The 19,121-nt window shown below is 65.9% G+C and carries 15 protein-coding genes; 5 read left to right on the top strand and 10 right to left on the bottom strand.

From position 1 onward, the window contains the following. Positions 1–2: 2 nt before the first annotated feature. The 8 genes from AAFF27_19895 to AAFF27_19860 all read right to left on the bottom strand — a co-directional run bounded on the left by AAFF27_19895 (position 3) and on the right by AAFF27_19860 (position 12,174). The gene (locus tag AAFF27_19895) at positions 3–2,813 is read right to left on the bottom strand and encodes a molybdopterin-dependent oxidoreductase (GenBank protein ID XAH22261.1); all 2,811 of its coding nucleotides are present in this window, start codon (positions 2,811–2,813) and stop codon (positions 3–5) included. A gap of 557 nt (positions 2,814–3,370) precedes the next feature. Further along, on the bottom strand, positions 3,371–3,760 hold the full coding sequence (gene nirD, locus AAFF27_19890; GenBank protein ID XAH22260.1) for a nitrite reductase small subunit NirD: 390 nt from the start codon (positions 3,758–3,760) through the stop codon (positions 3,371–3,373). A 10-nt stretch (positions 3,761–3,770) separates the two neighbouring features. Continuing rightward, on the bottom strand, positions 3,771–6,224 hold the full coding sequence (gene nirB, locus AAFF27_19885) for a nitrite reductase large subunit NirB (protein XAH22259.1): 2,454 nt from the start codon (positions 6,222–6,224) through the stop codon (positions 3,771–3,773). 280 nt (positions 6,225–6,504) lie between these two features. After that, positions 6,505–7,407: a pyridoxal kinase PdxY gene (gene pdxY, locus AAFF27_19880; protein XAH22258.1), complete on the bottom strand. Its 903-nt coding sequence runs from the start codon at positions 7,405–7,407 to the stop codon at positions 6,505–6,507. 196 nt (positions 7,408–7,603) lie between these two features. After that, complete coding sequence (locus tag AAFF27_19875) at positions 7,604–8,416, bottom strand: ABC transporter ATP-binding protein (GenBank protein ID XAH22257.1); 813 nt, start codon at positions 8,414–8,416, stop codon at positions 7,604–7,606. Further along, positions 8,413–9,354: a nitrate ABC transporter permease gene (ntrB, locus tag AAFF27_19870; GenBank protein ID XAH22256.1), complete on the bottom strand. Its 942-nt coding sequence runs from the start codon at positions 9,352–9,354 to the stop codon at positions 8,413–8,415. Before ntrB ends, AAFF27_19875 begins: the two co-directional genes overlap by 4 nt. A gap of 9 nt (positions 9,355–9,363) precedes the next feature. Beyond that, positions 9,364–10,650, bottom strand: a complete 1,287-nt coding sequence (locus AAFF27_19865; protein ID XAH22255.1) for a CmpA/NrtA family ABC transporter substrate-binding protein — start codon at positions 10,648–10,650, stop codon at positions 9,364–9,366. Between the two features lie 270 nt (positions 10,651–10,920). Further along, positions 10,921–12,174 (bottom strand): nitrate- and nitrite sensing domain-containing protein, encoded by a 1,254-nt coding sequence (locus tag AAFF27_19860; protein ID XAH22254.1) that lies wholly within the window; start codon positions 12,172–12,174, stop codon positions 10,921–10,923. Positions 12,175–12,245: 71 nt separating this feature from the next. Here AAFF27_19860 and tsaD point away from each other — a divergent pair, with 71 nt between their 5' ends. Beyond that, positions 12,246–13,280, top strand: coding sequence for a tRNA (adenosine(37)-N6)-threonylcarbamoyltransferase complex transferase subunit TsaD (gene tsaD / locus AAFF27_19855; GenBank protein XAH22253.1), 1,035 nt, complete (start codon positions 12,246–12,248; stop codon positions 13,278–13,280). A gap of 160 nt (positions 13,281–13,440) precedes the next feature. Further along, the gene (locus AAFF27_19850; GenBank protein ID XAH22252.1) at positions 13,441–13,686 is read left to right on the top strand and encodes a DUF1294 domain-containing protein; all 246 of its coding nucleotides are present in this window, start codon (positions 13,441–13,443) and stop codon (positions 13,684–13,686) included. An 18-nt stretch (positions 13,687–13,704) separates the two neighbouring features. On the opposite strand, the gene AAFF27_19845 is transcribed toward AAFF27_19850, so the two are convergent. Next, positions 13,705–14,097: an Hsp20/alpha crystallin family protein gene (locus AAFF27_19845; GenBank protein XAH22251.1), complete on the bottom strand. Its 393-nt coding sequence runs from the start codon at positions 14,095–14,097 to the stop codon at positions 13,705–13,707. A gap of 150 nt (positions 14,098–14,247) precedes the next feature. Here AAFF27_19845 and AAFF27_19840 point away from each other — a divergent pair, with 150 nt between their 5' ends. Then, a complete protein-coding gene (locus AAFF27_19840; GenBank protein ID XAH22250.1) occupies positions 14,248–15,492 on the top strand; it encodes a branched-chain amino acid ABC transporter substrate-binding protein in 1,245 nt (414 codons plus the stop codon). Between the two features lie 534 nt (positions 15,493–16,026). On the opposite strand, the gene AAFF27_19835 is transcribed toward AAFF27_19840, so the two are convergent. Further along, positions 16,027–16,287, bottom strand: coding sequence for a hypothetical protein (locus tag AAFF27_19835; protein ID XAH22249.1), 261 nt, complete (start codon positions 16,285–16,287; stop codon positions 16,027–16,029). A 146-nt stretch (positions 16,288–16,433) separates the two neighbouring features. On the opposite strand from AAFF27_19835, the gene rpsO reads away from it, so the two are divergent. After that, positions 16,434–16,700: a 30S ribosomal protein S15 gene (gene rpsO, locus AAFF27_19830; protein XAH22248.1), complete on the top strand. Its 267-nt coding sequence runs from the start codon at positions 16,434–16,436 to the stop codon at positions 16,698–16,700. A 202-nt stretch (positions 16,701–16,902) separates the two neighbouring features. Next, positions 16,903–19,038 (top strand): polyribonucleotide nucleotidyltransferase, encoded by a 2,136-nt coding sequence (pnp, locus tag AAFF27_19825; GenBank protein ID XAH22247.1) that lies wholly within the window; start codon positions 16,903–16,905, stop codon positions 19,036–19,038. Positions 19,039–19,121: the final 83 nt, after the last annotated feature.

Genomic DNA, 19,121 nt, shown 5'->3' with positions numbered 1-19,121 from the left:
AATTACGCCAGCGCCGCGACAGGCGTGGCCTGCACCATGCGCCGCAGCGCCGGGATGCAAGAGCCGCAGTTGGTGCCGCACTTCAGCGCGCCCTGCAGGGCCGCCAGGCGCGTGTCGTCGCTGCCGGCGCAGCCGCCCAGGAAGCCTTGGATGGCCGGCTCTGCCACGTTGAAGCAGGTGCACACCTGCTTGCCGCGCGCGGCCACCGCCACCGGCGCCGTGGCGCCGGGCACCAGCAGCAGGCGGCCGTAACTTTGTGCCGGCAGCTCTTCTTGCAGCAGGGTGCGCAGCCAGGCCTCGGCGCGGGTGTCGCCGGCCAGCAGGAAGCCGTCGACCCGGGTGTCGGCATCGACCCGGCGCAGGCGCACGGCGCGGCGCTGGCCACGGCGGCGGTCGGCGTAGCGCAGCACCTCGGGTGTGGCCAGGCCCAGCAGGGCTTCGATCTGGGCCAGCAATGCATCGGGCGGTGCCTCGTGCGCGGCGGCGCGAAACAGCAGGCCGCTGCGCTCGTCTTGCGGCGCGGCCAGCGGCGCGTTGTTGGAGAAGGGCACGCAACTGGCGAAGGGCAGTTGCGCCATCAGCCCGCGCAGCGCTTCGCGCGTAGCCTGGGCCTGGTCGTCTGGCAGCCAGGCCATGGCCAGCAGCGTCCAGGGCAGCTCGGCCTTGAGGATCTTCACGGCCGTGTGCTTGAGCTCGGGCTGCTTCGAGTCCGGGCAGTAGGTGGGCAGCGTCAGCGCATTGATGCCGGCCAGCCGCTCGCCGGTGGTCGATTGGCCGGACAGGAATTCCTCGCCCCAGTGCATGGCGACAAAGGCCTGCGTCACGCCGACCTCTTCTGAAGCCTGCACCGGCAGCACGATGGAGCCACGGCGCGATGTCAGGTGCACCAGGTCGCCGGCCTCGATCTGGCGGCGCGCCATGTCGGTCGGGTGCATCTGCACTGCGGGCTCGGCCACGTGGCCGAACAGCCGGCCCAGCGTGCCGGTGCGGCTCATGCCGTGCCACTGGTCGCGCAGGCGGCCGGTGGTCAGCGCAAAGGGGTAGCGTGCGTCGCGCGGCTCGGCCACCGGGCGGTAGGGCACGGCCATAAAGCGGGCGCGGCCGTCGGGCGTGGCAAACACGCCGTCTTCATACAGCCGGGCCTTGGGCGCGCCGGCGGCGGGGAAGGGCCATTGCTGCGGCCCGGCGCTGTCGAGCAGCGGCCAGCTGAGGCCGGTGATGTCCAGGTCGCGGCCACGGGTGCTGTCGCGGTGCTCGGTCCAGATCGCCTCGGCGCCGGCGTCCACGTCCAGCGCATAGGGGAACAGGTGCTGCGGCGCGCCGGGCAGGCGCGTGGCCAGGCGCTGGGCAAAGTCGGTGGCGGCGGCCCAGTCATGGCGCGCCGCGCCGGGTGCGGGCACGGCCGGGCGCACGCGGCTGATGCGGCGCTCGCTGTTGGTGACGGTGCCCACCTTCTCGCCCCAGGTGCTGGCGGGCAGCAGCAGGTCGGCATAGGCGCAGGTGGCGGTGGTGGCGAAGGCCTCTTGCAGCACCACAAATTCGCAGCGCTCCAGCGCGCGGCGTACCGTGGCCTGATCCGGCATGGACTGCGCGGGGTTGGTGCAAGAGATCCACAGCGCACGGATCTGGCCATCGGCCGCCGCCTGGAACATGTCGATCGCGGTCTTGCCCGGCGCAGCCGGCACATCGGCCACGCCCCACAGCGCGGCGACCTCGGCGCGGTGCTGCGGGTTGCCCAGGTCGCGGTGCGCCGACAGCAGGTTGGCCATGCCGCCGACCTCGCGCCCGCCCATGGCATTGGGCTGGCCGGTGAGTGAGAACGGCCCCGCGCCCGGCCGGCCAATCTGGCCCGTGGCCAGGTGCAGCCCTATCAGCGCCGTGTTCTTGGCCGTGCCGCTGCTGGACTGGTTCTGGCCCATGCAGTAGAGGCTGAGCGTGGCCGCAGATGTGGCAAACAGCCGCGCCGCTTCAATGAGCTGCTCCTTGGGGATGCCGCAGGTTTGCGCCACCGCATCAGGCGTGGCGTCGCGCACCAGCGCCTTCAGCGCGTCGAAGCCGCTGGTGTGGGCGGCGATGTAGGCGGGGTTGGTCCAGCCCTCCCACAGCATCAGGTGCAGCATGCCGTGGTAGAGCAGCACATCGGTGCCGGGCTGGATGGCGAGGTGCAGGTCGGCCACGCTGGCGGTGTCGGTGCGGCGCGGGTCCACCACCACGATCTTCATGGCCGGGTTGGCGGCGCGCGCGTCTTCGATGCGGCGGAACAGGATCGGGTGCGCCCAGGCGGTGTTGCTGCCGGTGATGAACAGGCACTGGGCGTGGTTCACGTCGTCGTAGCAGGCGGGGGGCGCGTCGGCGCCCAGCGTTTGCTTGTAGCCGGCTACGGCGCTGCTCATGCAGAGGCGTGAGTTGGTGTCTACGTTGTTGGTGCCGATCAGGCCTTTGGCCAGTTTGTTGAAGACGTAGTAGTCCTCGGTCAGGAGCTGGCCTGAGAGGTAGAAGCCGACGGCGTCTGGGCCGTGGGTTTGGATGATGTGGGCGAAGCGGTCTGCCGTCAGGTTCAGTGCTGTGTCCCATGCCACTGGCTGCGGTGCTTCGCCACGGTTTGCGCGCAGCATGGGGTTTAGCAGCCTTGTTTGCAGGGTGACTTCTGCTGTTGCTGTGCGGTGGAGGGTGGAGCCTTTGGTGCAGAGGCGGCCGAAGTTGGCTGGGTGTTCTGGGTCGCCTCTTACGCCCGTGATCTGGGAGCCTTGGGATTCGATGATTACGCCGCAGCCTACGCCGCAGTAGGGGCAGGTGGATTTGGTTTGGTTCATCGGGGGCTCCGATGCTGGGCGTGCTTGGTTCTTTGCTGGTTTCTTCTACTCATCCTGAGGGGTGATCCCCTGCGCGGGGGGCGGTAACTTTCTTTTCTGGCAAAAAAGAAAGTCACCAAAGAAAGTTGCCTAGGGGTCGGGAGAATATTTCGGGCTGTCGCGTTGCTCAGCCGGGGGAATATGTCATCGAGTGCTCTGGGGGCGACGATTTGGTCATGCTTGAGGTCACCGCACCGCTCCCAAGAGGCAGGAAGACCAAAGACATCAGGCTGCACCCCAAAACGACGGCCTGGTTTTGCATCAGGCAAGCGCCCGCCAGAGAAAGAACTGGGAGCATGGCGCTGAAATGACGCACGCCCAAATCGTCGCCTGGCACAGGCCCTCGATACCTCTTTCCGTCCCAGGGCTGAGCGCAGCGACAGCCCGAAAAATTCTCCCGCCTTCACGCTTTTCTTTGGTGACTTTCTTTCAGCGGAAAGAAAGTTACCGCCGGTGTGGGGCGGCGTAAGCCCCACATCCGCCCTCAGCAAAGAAAAGAACCCCATAAAGCGCACAGCTCAAGCAGCCACAACAACCACCCGAACCCCAGGCCCCGCCACAGGCCTCACAAGATCCACCGCGAGAGAGGCAAGCTCAACAGAATCCAAATGCACCACCCCCTCAGAAACCAAAACAGAAAACCGAGGCGTGCACCCCTCGTCAGGAGACTTGGCCCCCCCATCCTCCAACCCAATAGTCCAGTTATGCAACGGACAAGCCACGCTAGTCCCAAACACAATCCCCTGACTCAACGGCCCCCCCTTGTGAGGACACCGATCCAGCAGAGCAAACACCTGATCCTGGTCATTGCGAAACACAGCCACATCCACCCCCTGCGGGCGGGCAACACGACGGGAGCCAAGAACAGGAATGTCCTCAACACGGCAAATGGCGATCCAGTGGTTCATGGTTTCTCTCTCAGGCGTGGGCAGCGACCGCAATAGGGATCACCGGCGTGAATTGGCGCGTATCGACCGAGGCCCTGGACGACTCCAGCCAAGGGTCTGGCGCGCCGTCGAGCGAGAACTGCAGCCGCTCCCACAGCGCCTTGCGGCCGGCTTCGTCTTCCAGGACCTTCTTCTTCACGTAGTCCAGGCCCACGCGGCCGATGTAGTGCACGGTGCGCTCCAGGTACCAGCCCTCTTCGCGGTAGAGCTGCAGGAAGGCGCCTGCGTACTCCATCACCTCTTCGGCCGTCTTCACCTTGACGAAGAAGTGCGCCACCTCGGTCTTGATGCCGCCGTTGCCGCCGACATAAATCTCCCAGCCCGAATCGACGCCGATGATGCCGACGTCCTTGATGCCGGATTCCGCGCAGTTGCGCGGGCAGCCGCTGACGGCGAGCTTGACCTTGTGCGGCGCGTACATGGCCCACAGCGCGCGCTCCAGGTCCTTGCCCATCTGCGTGCTGTCTTGCGTGCCAAAGCGGCACCACTCGCTGCCGACGCAGGTCTTTACCGTGCGCAGCGACTTGGCATAGGCAAAGCCGCTGGGCATGTCCAGGTCTTTCCAGACGGCCTGCAGGTCTTCCTTCTTCACGCCCAGCAGGTCGATGCGCTGGCCGCCCGTGACCTTGACGGTGGGGATGGCGTATTTGTCGGCCACGTCGGCGATGCGGCGCAGGTCGGCCGGCGTGGTGGTGCCGCCCCACATGCGCGGGATGACGGAGTAGGTGCCGTCTTTCTGGATATTGGCGTGGCTGCGCTCGTTGATGAAGCGGCTCTGCGGGTCGTCCTGCGCCTCTTTGGGCCAGGTGCTGATCAGGTAGTAGTTGAGCGCCGGGCGGCAGGTGGCGCAGCCATTGGGCGTCTTCCATCCAAGCGTGGTGTAGACGTCTGCGATCTTGGTCAGGTGCTGGGTGCGGATGGCGTCGCGCACCTCCTGGTGGCTGTGGTCGGTGCAGCCGCACAGCGCTTTCTTCTTGGGCGTGGCGGAGTAGTCGCCACCGGCGGTGAACATCAGGATCTGCTCCACCAGCCCGGTGCAAGAGCCGCAGCTGGCGCTGGCCTTGGTGTGCTTTTTCACCTCGTCCAGCGTGAACAGGCCTTTCTCTTGAATGGCCTTGCAGATCGTGCCCTTGGTCACGCCGTTGCAGCCGCAGACCTCGTCCGTGTCGGCCATGGCGGCGGCCTTGCTCTGGCCCTGGTGGCCGGCGTCGCCCAGGTTGGATTCGCCAAACATCAGCTTGTCGCGGATGTCGTGCACGCTGCGGCCGTCGCGCAGCAGCTTGAAGTACCAGCTGCCGTCCACCGTGTCGCCATACAGGCAGGCGCCCACCAGCTTGTCGTCCTTGATCACCAGCTTCTTGTAGACGCCGCCGAAGGGGTCGCTCATGACGATCTCTTCCGTGCCTTCGCCGCCCATGAAGTCGCCGGCGCTGAACAGGTCGATGCCGGTGACCTTGAGCTTGGTCGAGGTGAGCGAGCCCAGGTAGCGGCCAATGCCCATCTGCGCCAGGTGGTTGGCCGCCACCTTGGCCTGCTCGAACAAGGGCGCTACCAGGCCGTAGGCAATGCCACGGTGCGCCGCGCATTCGCCCACTGAATAGATGCGCGCGTCAGTCACGGTCTGCAAGGTGTCGGTGACGACGATGCCGCGGTTGCAGTGCAGGCGCATCTTCTCGGCCAGCTCTACGTTGGGGCGTATGCCCACGGCCATCACCACCAGGTCGGCCGGCACCTCGCTGCCGTCCTTGAAGCGCACGGCCTGCACGCGGCCCTCGGCATTGCCCAGCAGCTCTTGCGTATGCGCCTTGAGCAGAAACTTCAGGCCGCGCTCCTCCAGCGACTTGCGCAGCATGCCGCCGGCCACGTCGTCCAACTGGCGCTCCATCAGCCAGTCGCCCACATGCACCACGGTCACGCTCATGCCGCGCAGCATCAGGCCGTTGGCGGCCTCCAGGCCCAGCAGGCCGCCGCCGATCACCACCGCATGCTTGTGCGTCTTGGCGGTCTCGATCATGGCGTTGGTGTCGGCAATGTCGCGGTAGGCGATCACGCCAGCCAGGTCTTTGCCCGGCACCGGCAGCATGAAGGGGTTGGAGCCGGTGCACAGCAGCAGGCGGTCGTAGGGCGCCTCGGTGCCGTCGTCGGTACGCACGGTGCGGCGCACGCGGTCCACCTCGACCACCTTCTTGCCGGTGTGCAGCGTGATGTGGTTCTCTTCGTACCAGCTCCAGGGGTTGAGGATGATCTCGTCCACTGTCTGCTCGCCCGCCAGCACCGGCGACAGCAGGATGCGGTTGTAGTTGGGATGCGGCTCGGCACCGAAGACGGTGATGTCGTACAGGTCCGGGTCGATCTTGAGCAGTTCTTCGAGCGTGCGCACGCCGGCCATTCCGTTGCCGATCAGCACCAGCTTTTGCTTTTTCACGCGCATGTCCATGGCGGTTTTCTCCGTGGGGGCATCCAGAAACGAGAAAAGGCGTCCGCATGTCCCAACACCAGCTAAAAGCCGGTGCGGCATGCGGACGCCTTTGTCCTGGGGCTTCCCACCGCGCCATTGCAGCGGGAAACCCATGCGGGCAGTCATGCAAAAGTTGTGCCAGTGAAACAAGCCCGATGGGCGCGGGTTTTCGCTGGAGTGGGGCGCGTGGCCTCAGTGGTTGCTTGCCCTTGGTGCGCTGGTCGTCTGAAGATGGTGCGCGCTGCGGCTAGCGCGGCGGCCAGGCCTCGGCCGTGAAGTGTTCGCTGGGCTGCACGATCTGCGTGCGGCAAGCCACCAGCGGCAGGTCGCGCCGGCCGGGCGTGGTGCGTGCCACCAGCGCATACAGGCTGCTGACCGCGCCCGACACCGCCGTGGATATGGCCGCACCGCCCAGCAAGTGGCCCAGCAAGATGGCCGAGAACACATCGCCCATGCCATTGGGCAGGGGCTGCAGGTCGATGAAGGGCGTCCGCACCAGCCAGGCCTCGGTGGCGGTCACGGCCAGCGTGGCCAGGCGCTGGGCGGGCAGGTCTGGCGTGCGCAGGCTGGTGACCACCACCAGCGATGGCCCGGTGCCGGGCGCGCTGCCCAGCAGGCTGCGCGCCGCCGCCACGGCGCCGTCCACCGAGGCAACCGGTGCGCCCAGCAGCAGCTCAAACTCATACTGGTTGGGCGTGACGATGCTGGCCTGCGCCAGTGCGCGGCGCCGCAAAAATTCAGGAATGCCCGGCCGCACGAACACGCCACGGCCCACGTCGCCCATCACCGGGTCGCACAGGTAGTGCAGGCCCGGCTGGCTGGCGCGGATCTCCTGCACGGCAGCCAGGATGGCCTCACCCACGCCGGCGTCGCCCAGGTAGCCCGACAACACCGCCGTGCAGCGCGCCAGCACGCCGCGTGCGCGCAGGCCGTTCAGCACGTCCTCGATGTGCGCGGGGGTGAACACCTGGCCCTTGAATTCGCCATAGCCCGTGTGGTTGGAGAACTGCACCGTGTTCACCACCACCGGCGTAATGCCCAGCAACTGCAGCGGCAGCACCGCCGCCGCATTGCCCACGTGCCCATAGGCCACGTGCGACTGGATGGTGAGGACGAGCGGCGATTCGGCCGGGGGCAGGGGCGAGGTCATGGCGGTGTGGTTCTGGAAGGCGAAGAGCGCCAAGTATGCAGAACGGCGGCGCTGCCGCGCGCCCACAAAAAAGCCCGGCAGAGCCGGGCTGGAGTGGGCTGGTGTAGCGCTCTCGGTTTTTTGAATTTAAAGGAAAAGTGCCTTTAACCCAGGCTGCGCCTGGGCTATTAGCTATCTAATTTGTAGTGTCAATGCTTCAGGCCGCGGTCTTCTCCACATGCGCCTGCCGCGTGTAGAGGAAGTCGATCACCGCCTTGCGCGCCTGCAGGTAGCGCGGGTCTTCGGCCAGCGTCACGCGGCTGCGCGGGCGTGGCAGGTCTACCGTCAGGATCTCGCCAATGGTGGCGGCGGGCCCATTGGTCATCATCACGATGCGGTCGGACAGCAGCACCGCCTCGTCCACGTCGTGGGTCACCATGACCACGGTGCTGTGGGTCTTGGCGACGATGGCCAGCAGCTCGTCCTGCAGCTTGGCGCGGGTGAGGGCGTCTAGTGCGCCAAAGGGCTCGTCCATCAGCAGCACCTGCGGCTCCATCGACAGGGCGCGGGCAATGCCCACGCGCTGCTTCATGCCGCCGGAGATTTCGCCGGGGCGCTTTTGCGCGGCGGCGACCAGGCCCACCAGCGCCAGCGCGGCTTCGGTGCGGGCCTTGAGCTGTGCCTTGGATTCGGTGGCCGAGAACACCCGCTCCACTGCCAGGTAGACGTTCTCAAAGCAGGTCAGCCAGGGCAGCAGCGAATGGTTCTGGAACACCACCGCGCGCTCGGGGCCAGGGCCCTTGATCTCGCGGTTGGCGCAGATCAGCGTGCCGGCGGTGGGCGTGGTCAGGCCAGCCAGCAGGTTCAGCAGCGTGGACTTGCCGCAGCCCGAGTGGCCGATCAGCGCAATGAATTCGCCCTTGGCCACGGTCAGCTGGATGTCGCGCAGCGCCGGGAAGCTGCCCTTGGGCGTGCGGAAGGTCTGCTCGACGTTCTGGACTTCGATGAACTTTGAACCAGTGGAACTCATGACTTCACCTCTTCATACGTGAACGCGGTGGCCAGCTTGATCAGCGCCATCTCCAGCAGCAGGCCGACGATGCCGATCACGAAGATGGCGATGATGATGTTCTTGACGTTGAGGTTGTTCCACTCGTCCCAGACCCAGAAGCCAATGCCCACGCCGCCGGTGAGCATCTCGGCCGCGACGATCACCAGCCAGGCCGTGCCCACCGCCAGGCGCACGCCGGTCAGCATGTAGGGCAGCACGGCGGGGAACAGGATCTTGGTCATGATCTTGAGCTCTGACAGGTTCAGCACGCGGGCCACGTTCATGTAGTCCTGCGGCACGCGCTGCACACCCACGGCGGTGTTGATGATCATGGGCCAGATCGAGCAGATGAAGATGGTCCAGATCGCCGCCGGGTTGGCGCCCTTGAACACCAGCAGCCCGATCGGCAGCCAGGCCAGCGGCGACACCGGCCGCAGCAGGCTGATCAGCGGGTTGAACATGCGCGACAAGAAGGTAAAGCGCCCGATCAGGAAGCCCGCCGGAATGCCGACTACCGCCGCCAGCCCGAAGCCCATGGCCACGCGCTTGAGCGATGACAGCACGTTCCAGCCCACGCCCTGGTCGTTCGGGCCGTTGCTATAGAAGGGGTTGCTGAACACGTCCACCGCCTGCGCCCAGGTGTCGCGCGGCGAGGGAATGCTGGCAGCGGTCAGTACCGACACCAGCTCCCACACCGCCACCAGCAGGCCCAGGCCAAAGAAGGGCGGCAGCACCCGCAGCCAAAGCCCGCGCCAATCGCGGTTGGGGCGGCCGGGGCGCGCTGCAGGCGCGGGGTTTTCAGAGGAAATAACGGCTGTAGCCATTGCTGTGTCTGGGCTTGTAGCTATTGTTTTGGGAGTGCTTGCCGCAGTCGGCGCGGCGTCGGGGTACGGGGGATGGAATACCGCGCTGACCATGGCGAGCTCCTAGGCGTGGATCTTGAAACTGTCGGCGTACTTGGCCGGGTCCTTGCCGTCCCAGACCGTGCCGTCGATCAGCTTGCTGGTGCGCATCGTCTCTTTGGGCACAGCCGTCTTGCTGGCGGCGGCAGCGTCCTTGAACAGCCCGATCTGGTTGATCTGCTGGGCCACGGCCAGGTAGTTGGGGTGCTCTTTCAGCAAGCCCCAGCGCTTGTGCTGCGTCAGGAACCACATGCCGTCCGACAGGTACGGGAAGTTGGCCGTGCCGTCGTTGTAGAACTTCATGTAATTGGGGTCGTCCCAGGTCTTGCCCAGGCCGTTCTGGTAGCGGCCCAGGATGCGCTGGTTGATCGCGTCCACGCTGGTGTTCACGTAGGACTTGTCGGCAATGGTGTCGGCCATCTTCAGCTTGTTGGACAGGCTGGCGTCAATCCACTGGCCGGCCTCCAGGATGGCCGCCGTTACCGCGCGCGAGGTGTTGGGGTACTTCTTGACGAACTCGGCCGTGGTGCCCAGCACCTTCTCGGGGTGGTCCTTCCAGATGTCCTGCGTGGTCACACCGGTGATGCCGATGCCGTCCATGATGGCGCGGTGGCCCCAGGGCTCGCCCACGCAGTAGCCGTCCATGTTGCCAATGCGCATGTTGGCCACCATCTGCGGCGGCGGCACGGTGATGATCTTGCTGTCCTTCAGCGGGTTGATGCCGTAGGTCGCCATCCAGTAGTACAGCCACATCGCGTGCGTGCCGGTGGGGAAGGTCTGGGCAAAGGTGTATTCGCGCTTGTCGGTGGCCATCAGCTTGGCCAGCGATGGGCCGTCCACCGCGCCCTTGTCGGCCAGCTTCTTCGACAGCGTGATGGCCTGGCCGTTCTGGTTCAGGTTCATCAGCACGGCCATGTCCTTCTTCGGGCCGCTCACGCCCAGGTGCACGCCGTAGACCAGGCCGTACAGCACGTGGGCCAGGTCCAGCTCGCCATTGACCAGCTTGTCGCGCACGCCGGGCCAGCTGGCTTCCTTGCTGGGGATGATCTTCACGCCGTACTTCTTGTCGATGCCCAGCACCGAGGCCATCACCACGCTGGCGCAGTCGGTCAGCGGGATGAAGCCGATCTTGACCTCTTCCTTCTCCGGCTTGTCCGAGCCCGCAGCCCACACGCCGTGGTGGCCCAGCGTGGAGAACAGCGTGGCCGTGCCCAAGGCGGCGCCCTTGCGCACGAAGTCGCGGCGCGACGCGTCTGCCGGCGTGGCGGCCGGCTGCGAGGGGACGGGGCTTGCGGTGGGGGATTGCGCCATATTCAAACTCCTGTGCGTGGGGACAAAAAACGGGGCCGGGAAGCAAAACGGCGTCCATTCCCCATGCACGCACGTGCAAGCGGGGAATGGACGCCGTTGTCCAGAAATCGTGGGGTTAACCGTGAACCAGACCGCCATTGGCCCGGTATCGCTAGAGCTAACGCAGGAAGCGTGCCAGCGAAAACCGCCCTGGCAGCAGGCAAAACAGGGCGATGACTGCCCGTGGTTCACCAGAATGGGGCCGCGCCATGGTGCGGCGCACCATCATGTTCAGCGCGGCCGGGTCGGCAGGAAGTCGGCCATGGACAGCACCGCCTCGGCCACGTCCACCAGCCGGCGGCTCTGGCTCATGGCGGTCTGGCGCAGCATCTTGTAGGCGTCTTCCTCGCTGAGCTGGCGGTGCGCCATCAGCACGCCCTTGGCGCGCTCGACCAGCTTGCGCTCGTTGAGCGTGGCGCGCACGGTGGCCAGCTCGTCGCCCATGGCCTGCAGCCGGTGCGACTGCTCTTGCACCATCTCCAGCACCGAGCGCTCCAGGTGCGGGCCCAGCGCCGGCACCTGGCCATCGGTGGCCGGGGCATCAAAGAAAGCGCCCGGCGGCAGGCCGGTGGCGGGCGCCGTGTCCAGCAGCACCTGGTAGGCCTGCAGGTCGATGTGCGCCTGGCTGATCTTGCGCTCGCACAGCGCCAGCAGGTCGGCCGCCAGGCGCGCCTCTACCGCCTGCATCGCGTCGATGCGCTCGGTGCAGCAGTCGAACCACACCTGGCCCAGCGCGCGGTCCAGCGTGCTGCCCACCGGCGCGGTGCAGGCCACGCGCCGCAGCCGCTCCAGCTCGGCCAGTGCGGCACCGGCCTGGCAATGCCGCCACAGCGCCACCGGGCCGGCCTCGGCAAAGTCGGTAAACACCTTGAAGCAGCGCTCTTGCGAGTCGATCAGGTGCAGCCATTGCTGCTGGCGCGCAGCCTCGGTCTGGCCGCTGGTGAAGGCAGCGGCGCCGGTGGCACGCTCCTGGCCCGAGAACTCCTTGCCCTGCATGAAATGGAACATCGCCACCAGCAGGCGTGAAATCTCCGGGTCGGTGGCGCTATCGGCCGCCTCAAAGACTACGGCCAGCAGCCCGGCGACCAGTTTGACGAAGGCCTGCGTGGCCTCGGCCGGCGTCAGGCTGCGCGCCTCTATGCGTTCGCGCAGTGCGGGTAGCGCCTCCAGCCCATGCAGCACATAGGCCATGCGGCTGAACAGCCGCGCACCGTTGCCAATGCGCGCGCCATCGGTATCCAGCCGGTCGAAGGCGCCGTGCAGGTCGCTCTCCACCTGCAGGCACTGCGCCGTCTGCTGGCGCCGCAGCGCGCCAAATTGCGCGCCGCCCGAGCCCAGGTAAAGGTTGCAAAGGCCGCGCTCCTTCTGCAGCGCATGCACCAGTTCCCCGGTGCGCTGCACCAGCTCGCTGGTCAGTGTGAGCTGCTCAAGCTCGCGGATTTCGCACTGCTTGGCTGCGGCTAAGAAGTTCAGTCCTGATTTCATCGTGTAGGTAGTGTCACGGCACCAGTATCCCGCAAGCCTCGTGCCGAAGACGGCCCCCGTACACTCGCCGCATGCTGGTACTGGGTATTGAATCTTCTTGCGATGAAACGGGCGTGGCCCTGGTCGAAAACCTCGAGGGCGCCGCGCCGCGCCTGCTGGCGCACGCGTTGCACAGCCAGATCGAAATGCACCAGGCCTATGGCGGCGTGGTGCCCGAGCTGGCCAGCCGCGACCACATCCGCCGTGTATTGCCGCTGACCGACGAGGTGTTGCACAGCGCCGGCCGCGTGCTGCAGCAAACCGACATCGTCGCCTACACCCGCGGCCCGGGCCTGGCCGGGGCGCTGCTGGTGGGCGCCGGCGCGGCCTGCGCCATGGGTGCCGCGCTGGGCGTGCCGGTGCTGGGCATTCACCATCTTGAGGGGCATTTGCTGTCGCCTTTCCTCAGTGCCGATCCGCCGGAATTCCCTTTTGTCGCGCTGCTGGTGTCGGGGGGCCACACGCAGCTGATGCGCGTCGATGCCGTCGGCCAGTACCAGATGCTGGGCGAAACCATAGATGACGCCGCCGGCGAAGCCTTCGACAAATCCGCCAAGCTCATGGGCCTGGGCTACCCCGGCGGCCCCGCGCTGTCGCGCCTGGCCGAGCAGGGCGACCCGGCCGCCTTCAAGCTGCCGCGCCCGCTGCTGCACAGCGGCGACCTCGACTTCTCCTTTGCCGGCCTCAAGACTGCCGTCATGACCCAAGCCAAGAAGCTGGGCGACGAGCTGCAAGCCCGCAAAGCCGACCTGGCCGCCAGTACCCAGGCCGCCATCGTCGACGTGCTGCTGAAGAAATCCCTCGCCGCACTGCGCCAGACCGGCCTGCGCCGCCTGGTGGTGGCCGGCGGCGTCGGCGCCAACCGGCAACTGCGCGAGCAGCTTAACGCTGCCTGTGCCAGGCAGGGCGTGCGCGTGCACTACCCCGAGCTGCACCTGTGCACTGACAACGGCGCCATGATCGCCATGGCTGCGGCCATGCGCCTGCAAGCCGGCATCGCCGAACCCAGCCGCGCCTACAGCTTTGATGTGAAGCCGCGCTGGCCGCTGGATGCGTTGGCGGGGTAGAGCAGGGGGCGGCGCGCGAACTCGGCGGCCAGAGACGCCAGCGCCTTCGGGCGCTGCCGCACGCCTGGCAATCCCCGCCTTCGTCGTCCTCTATATCGCCGTCGCCCTGACTTGGTCAGTGCCGTGGCAAGCGAGCGCCGTCTATGGCGTGCTCAGCCTTGTGACTTTCGTCGCATATGCCTTCGACAAATCCGCCGCAGTCGCGGGCAAGTGGCGCACGCCAGAGCGAACGTTGCTGCTCCTGGGTCTTGTGGGTGGTTGGCCGGGCGGCCTGCTGGCGCAGCAACTGCTTCGCCACAAGTCCAGCAAGGCTTCATTCAGGGCAGCGTTCTGGGGCACGGTGGTTATCAATGTTGCAGGCTTTGTCCTGCTTCATTCCCCGGCCGCTGCAGATCTGCTGAGATGAAGGCGCGCCCGGCGCCTCTCAAGCAATCGGCAACTGCGTCACATTGCTGACCGGCTGTTTCTTGCCCAGCGTCAGCGTCAACACACCGTTCTCCTGCTTGGCGCTGCTGGTGGCGGTGTCGATCTCTTGCGGCAGCTCGTAGGCGGCCTTGAAGCTGCGCGGAGCGTCCTGGACGCTTTCAATGCGCACCACGGCGCCTTCGATGGCAACGGACAACTGCTCGCGCGACAGGCCGGGCACGTCGATCTGCAAGGTCCAGTGGGTGTCGTTCTGGTCTGCGGTAGCGGCACGGGCGCGCAGTTGGGCGGCCGGGGAGACGATGGCTTCGTTGACGAAGCGCTCGAAGCCACGGTCGACGGCGCGCAGCGCGGGGCCATAGGCGGCACGACGGATCACGGGGGTGAAGAACATGAAAAGCTCCTTGGTTACACTGCGCGGCCTTCAACCGTGAGGGCCGCATGGAGCACATCTGCGCCCCTGCGCGAAGGTTTTCAAGGGATGGCGCAAGGCATGAAAAATCTATTCAAAACAGGCTTGAAACGGCGTGCAGCAGCGCTATTTGTGGGCGCCTTGGCGTTCACGGGCACGCTCAGCGCACAGCCGGCAAGCCCTGCGCTGGCGCCGATCCGCATCGCCATGATCGAGAGCCTGTCCGGCCCATTCGCCAATACGGGCGAAGCGGTCTTCCGCAATCTGCTGTGGGCGGTGGACCGCGTGAATGCGCGCGGCGGCATCAAGCTGGCCGATGGCATGCATCCGCTGGCGCTGCTGCGCTACGACAGCAAGGGCCAGAACGAAGAGGCGCTGTCGGCCCTGCGTGCGGCCATCGACGACGGCGTGCGCGTGGTGATGCAGGGCAATTCGTCGGCCGTGGCCGCCGCACTGGTCGATGCGCTGGACAAGCACAACCAGCGCGACCCGGCGCGGCGCGTGCTGTTCCTGAACTACGCGGCGGTAGACCCGGCGCTGACCAACGAGAAGTGCAGCTTCTGGCACTTCCGCTTTGATGCCCACGCCGACATGCGCATGACCGCGCTGATGTCGGTGCTGCGCGAGGACAAGGCGCTGCAGCGCGTCTACCTGATCGGCCAGGACTACAGCTTTGGCCAGTCGGTGCTGCGCGAAGCCAAGCGCCAATTGGGCACCGACCGGCCAGATGTGCAGATCGTCGGTGAAGAGCTGCACCCCATGGGCCGCGTGAAGGATTTCGCTCCCTACGCCGCCAAGATCCGCGCCAGCGGCGCGCAGGCGGTGATCACCGGCAACTGGGGCAACGACCTCACGCTGCTGGTGAAGGCCGCACGTGAGAGCGGCTTCGACGGCAAGTTCTACACCTTCTACGGCAACGCGCTGGGTGCGCCAGCGGCGCTGGGCGACGCCGGCGTCGGCCGCGTGCTGGCCGTGGCCGACTGGCTGCCCAATGTGCCGGGTGCGCAGAGCGAGGCCTTCTACCAATCCTTCCGCCAGCGCTACCCCAAGCCGGCCGATGACTACGTGCACATGCGCATGCAACTGATGATTGAATCCCTGGCCCAGGCGCTGGAGCGTGCCGGCAGCACCGATGCCGTGGCTGTTGCGCGCCAATTGGAAACGGCCAGCGTCAGCCTGCAGGGCCAGCGCGGCTACATGCGCGCGGCCGATCACCAGTTCCAGCAGGATCTGTCGGTCGGCCTGATGGAGCGCCAGGGCGCCCCGGGCGTGAAGTTCGACGTGGAAGGCTCTGGCTACGGTTTTCGCGTGATCCGCACCATCCCGGCGGCTCAGGCAGAGATGCCAACCAGCTGCCGCATGCAGCGGCCGTTCTAAGCAGCATCCCTTTCAAGGGCTTGTGATCTGTTCGGTAGTTCTGGTGTCTTGCTGAGTTCCGGAGCCGGACTCGCCCCGGCGGGCAGTCAAAGAGAAGGCGAGCCGGAGCTGGAGCCCGCTGCGCGGGTACCCTGCGCCGCTCGGCTCCATCAACGGCGTGGGGCAGCCGAACAACCAACAGCCGTATACCAATACCGGGCCGAGCACAGCGATGGCCCGTGTGGCTGTCCCGGGTCCCCTCTGTGGCGTTGAGGAGCGCAGGAATCGGCAGGTTGCCCGTAGCGCAGCGAAGGGACGGCGAGGACTGTTTGAGCGCAGCGAGTTCCGCAGCCGCCTGCCGACTCCGAGCACCGCAAAGCAGTCCGGCAAAGCCGGACCGCCACAGTGGGGTCGCCCTTTCTTTGGTGACTTTCTTTCGGCGAAGCGAAAGAAAGTTACTCGCCCGCCGGGGCGAACTCCCGGCACCCGCCGCCTGCAAGGTAAGCCGCCAAGGGATATCTCAAAGTCCTGGAAAGGGATGGTTCTAAGCAGGCGTCAGATGCCGTAGCCCAGGCAGGCGCCCGCATTGCGCATGTTCCGGCATTCGCGCTGCAGCCGACGGTCGCGCTCGGCAGCGTTCTCGCCCGAGCCGCCCGGAACCACCTTGGGCCGCACCACCCGCTGGCGCTTGGCCTTGCTTTGGGTGCTGCCATCGGCCTGGGTGGCTTTGGTCTCCTTGGCGGCCGCTGCCGGTAGCGGGCCTGTCAGCAGTACGGCCATGAGCAGCGGGAGGAGGGCGCGCGGGACAGTCGTCATAAGGGCTCCGAAAGGGGCTTGCAGGGGTTGAGGGCGGTCGCCGGACGGCCCCACGTTATAATCGACGGGCTTTGCATTTCGCAAGGCGCACGTGGCAGGCATTTCCAGCCCGCCTCGCAAGTCAAACATCACCGGAAAACCCAGAAATGATCGCATCCTCCATCAAGTCCGAGATCGTCAAGGACAACGCCCGCGCCGCCAACGACACCGGTAGCCCGGAAGTCCAGGTCGCCATCCTGACCGCCCGTATCAACGAGCTCACCCCCCACTTCAAGACCCACGCCAAGGACCACCATGGTCGTCGCGGTCTGCTGCGCATGGTGAGCCGCCGCCGCAAGCTGCTGGACTACCTCAAGTCCAAGGACGCAGAACGCTACACCGCGCTGATCGCCAAGCTGGGCCTGCGCAAGTAAGTCGTACAGCATGAAAAAACGCCTGGGTTAGCGCGCTAGCTCAGGCGTTTTTTACTTCCGGAGCCCAGAAACAGAGCGAAGCTGTGTCATTCCAGGAAGCCTGCCGTGCAGGCCTGCTGGAATGGCATCGTGTTCTGAATCTGGCTCTAGCCCAGGCCGGGCCTGGGTATTTAGCTATTAATTGAAGAGCAAAAGGAACACCATGAGCATTTTCAACAAAGTCACCAAGACCTTCCAATGGGGCCAGCACACGGTCCGCATGGAAACCGGCGAAATCGCCCGCCAAGCCGGCGGCGCGGTGCTGGTGGACATCGAAGACACCGTGGTGCTCGCCACTGTGGTCGCCTCCAAGACCGCCAAGTCCGGCCAGGATTTCTTCCCGCTGACCGTCGACTACATCGAGAAGACCTACGCCGCAGGCAAGATCCCCGGCAGCTTCTTCAAGCGTGAAGCCAAGCCCAGCGAACACGAAACCCTGACCAGCCGCTTGATCGACCGCCCGATCCGCCCGCTGTTCCCCGAAGGTTTCTTCAACGACGTGCATGTGGTCATCCACACCGTGTCGCTGAACCCTGAAGTCGACGCCGACATCGCCGCCCTGATCGCGGTCAGCGCCGCGCTGGCCATCTCTGGCATCCCGTTCTCCGGCCCGATCGGCGCCGCGCGCGTGGGCTACATCAACAACGAATACGTGCTCAACCCGGGCCAGACCGCGCGCAAGAACTCGCAGCTGGACCTGGTGGTGGCCGGTACCGAATCCGCCGTGCTGATGGTCGAGTCCGAAGCCCAGCAGCTGTCTGAAGACGTGATGCTCGGCGCCGTGGTGTTCGGCCATGAGCAAGGCAACATCGCCATCAACGCCATCCATGACCTGGTGCGCGACGCTGGCAAGCCGGTCTGGGACTGGCAGCCGCCGGCCAAGGACGAGCCGCTGATCGCCAAGGTCAATGCCCTGGCCGAAGAAAAGCTGCGCGCCGCCTACCAGCTGCGCAACAAGCAAGCCCGTACGCAAGCCCTGCGCGAAGCCACCGCTTCGGTGATGGAAGCCCTCAAGGCTGACGGCGCCGCATTCGACAGCGTCAAGGTCGAAGGCCTGCTGTTCGACATCGAAGCCCGCATCGTGCGCAGCCAGATCCTGGCCGGCGAGCCGCGCATCGACGGCCGCGACACGCGCACCGTGCGCCCGATCGAAATCCGCAACTCCGTGCTGCCGCGCACCCACGGCTCGGCCCTGTTCACCCGTGGTGAAACCCAGGCGCTGGTCGTGACCACGCTGGGCACCGAGCGAGATGCCCAGCGCATCGACGCACTGGCCGGCGAGTACGAAGACCGCTTCATGCTGCACTACAACATGCCTCCCTTCGCCACCGGCGAAGTGGGCCGCATGGGCTCGACCAAGCGCCGCGAAATCGGCCACGGCCGCCTGGCCAAGCGCGCACTGGCTGCCGTGCTGCCGCCCAAGGACGAGTTCCCCTACACCATGCGTGTGGTGTCGGAAATCACCGAGTCCAATGGCTCTTCGTCGATGGCTTCGGTCTGCGGCGGCTGCCTGTCGCTGATGGACGCCGGCGTGCCCATGAAGGCGCACGTGGCCGGTATCGCCATGGGCCTGATCAAGGACGCCAACCGCTTTGCCGTGCTGACCGACATCCTGGGCGACGAAGATCACCTGGGTGACATGGACTTCAAGGTAGCAGGCACCAACGCCGGCATCACCGCGCTGCAAATGGACATCAAGATCCAGGGCATCACCAAGGAAATCATGCAAGTGGCGCTGGCGCAAGCCAAGGAAGCACGCCTGCACATCCTGGGCAAGATGCAGGAAGCCATGGGCGAAGCCAAGACCGAGGTCTCCAACTTCGCGCCCAAGCTCTACACCATGAAGATCAATCCGGAAAAAATCCGTGACGTGATCGGCAAGGGCGGCTCTGTGATCCGTGCGCTGACCGAAGAAACCGGCACGCAGATCAACATCTCCGAAGACGGCACCATCACCATCGCCTCCACCGACGCAGCCAAGGCCGACGAAGCCAAGCGCCGCATCGAGCAGATCACTGCAGAAGTGGAAATCGGCAAGGTCTACGAAGGCCCGGTCGTCAAGATCCTGGACTTCGGCGCACTCATCAACCTGCTGCCTGGCAAGGACGGCCTGCTGCACATCAGCCAGATCGCCCACCAGCGCGTCGAGAAGGTCACCGACTTCCTGACCGAAGGCCAGATCGTCAAGGTCAAGGTGCTTGAGACCGACGAAAAGGGCCGCGTCAAGCTGTCTATGAAGGCTTTGCTGGATCGCCCGGCCGGTAACGGTTACGGCGACGGCCAGCAACAGCACGGCTGAGTTGTCGGGTTGCTATTGAAATCATAGCTACTAGCCCTTGCCTGGTAAGGGCTAGGGCCTGATTTCTTTCTGAAAACCGAATT

Source organism: Xylophilus sp. GW821-FHT01B05, assembly GCA_038961845.1.
In the GTDB taxonomy this organism is placed as follows: domain Bacteria; phylum Pseudomonadota; class Gammaproteobacteria; order Burkholderiales; family Burkholderiaceae_C; genus Xylophilus.
Note: the sequence above shows the minus strand (reverse complement) of the source record. Positions and strands in the feature narration are given on the sequence as shown.

Excerpts from the sequence above, each read along its gene's own strand:
- AAFF27_19860 (XAH22254.1), bottom strand. The coding sequence starts at position 12,174 with ATGAAATCAGGACTGAACTTCTTAGCCGCAGCCAAGCAGTGCGAAATC.
- AAFF27_19845 (XAH22251.1), bottom strand. The coding sequence starts at position 14,097 with ATGTTCTTCACCCCCGTGATCCGTCGTGCCGCCTATGGCCCCGCGCTG.
- AAFF27_19865 (XAH22255.1), bottom strand. The coding sequence starts at position 10,650 with ATGGCGCAATCCCCCACCGCAAGCCCCGTCCCCTCGCAGCCGGCCGCC.
- AAFF27_19895 (XAH22261.1), bottom strand. The coding sequence starts at position 2,813 with ATGAACCAAACCAAATCCACCTGCCCCTACTGCGGCGTAGGCTGCGGC.
- AAFF27_19835 (XAH22249.1), bottom strand. The coding sequence starts at position 16,287 with ATGACGACTGTCCCGCGCGCCCTCCTCCCGCTGCTCATGGCCGTACTG.
- nirD (XAH22260.1), bottom strand. The coding sequence starts at position 3,760 with ATGAACCACTGGATCGCCATTTGCCGTGTTGAGGACATTCCTGTTCTT.
- pnp (XAH22247.1), top strand. The coding sequence starts at position 16,903 with ATGAGCATTTTCAACAAAGTCACCAAGACCTTCCAATGGGGCCAGCAC.
- pdxY (XAH22258.1), bottom strand. The coding sequence starts at position 7,407 with ATGACCTCGCCCCTGCCCCCGGCCGAATCGCCGCTCGTCCTCACCATC.
- rpsO (XAH22248.1), top strand. The coding sequence starts at position 16,434 with ATGATCGCATCCTCCATCAAGTCCGAGATCGTCAAGGACAACGCCCGC.
- tsaD (XAH22253.1), top strand. The coding sequence starts at position 12,246 with ATGCTGGTACTGGGTATTGAATCTTCTTGCGATGAAACGGGCGTGGCC.
- AAFF27_19875 (XAH22257.1), bottom strand. The coding sequence starts at position 8,416 with ATGAGTTCCACTGGTTCAAAGTTCATCGAAGTCCAGAACGTCGAGCAG.
- ntrB (XAH22256.1), bottom strand. The coding sequence starts at position 9,354 with ATGGTCAGCGCGGTATTCCATCCCCCGTACCCCGACGCCGCGCCGACT.